Below are 857 nucleotides of genomic sequence, written 5' to 3'. Positions count from 1 at the left end.
AAAGCTTTATGCTCATGATCGTGCTTATATTTTCCAAAACGGAGATGGGCGTATTCTGTTTTCCATTCCATATCAGGAAGAGTTTACATTGCTTGGAACAACAGATTGTGGTTATCAGGGTGATCCAGCTGATGTTCATATTACCGATACAGAGATTGACTATATCTGCACAGCAGCGAGTGAATATTTTGTGCAACCGGTATTGCGTGAAAGCATTGTCTGGACTTACTCTGGTGTCCGTCCTCTCTATGACGATGGTGCTTCAAAAGCACAAGAGATCACGCGTGATTATGTTTTGAAGGAAATGGGTACAGAAAGTACACCAAGAATCCTTAATCTTTATGGTGGTAAGATTACAACTTATCGCAAATTAGCTGAAGATGCGATGAAATTTGTTGAAAAAGCGCTTGGTAAAAAGGGAAAACCATGGACAATCAACTCAACGCTTCCTGGAGGCGATTTTCCACATAATAAGCTGGATACAATAGAAAATAAGATTGCTCTTTTAGTTCCAGATTTAGATGCTTTTACATATCGCAGACTTGCAAGGTCTTATGGTTGCGAGGCGTTGATGATATTTGCAAATGGTAAAGCCGACAAGGGAAAGAATTTTGGACATGGACTTTATGAAGTAGAAGTAAAATGGCTCATGGAAAAGGAATGGGCTAAAACGTGCGAAGATGTTTTATGGCGCCGCTCAAAACTTGGTCTTTTATTTAATAAAAAAGAGATTAATGCTCTTACTGCTTATATGCAAAAAATACAAGACAATGAACAAAATTCATGATTACGTAGCCTTTAGAAAGTTTATTGAGTTTTATTGTGGCATTTGTTTGCGCATTAAATTCAAAAACGCT

1 protein-coding gene is annotated in these 857 nt (G+C 37.8%); it reads left to right on the top strand.

The window, feature by feature from the left end:
* Nucleotides 1-787 (top strand): FAD-dependent oxidoreductase (locus ACFINZ_RS10260; RefSeq protein ID WP_375701458.1); only part of this gene is annotated, 787 nt, incomplete at its 5' end.
* Nucleotides 788-857: the final 70 nt, after the last annotated feature.

Origin of the sequence: Bartonella sp. AA81SXKL (assembly GCF_042196945.1) — a bacterium.
In the GTDB taxonomy this organism is placed as follows: Bacteria; Pseudomonadota; Alphaproteobacteria; order Rhizobiales; family Rhizobiaceae; genus Bartonella.
Note: the sequence above shows the minus strand (reverse complement) of the source record. Positions and strands in the feature narration are given on the sequence as shown.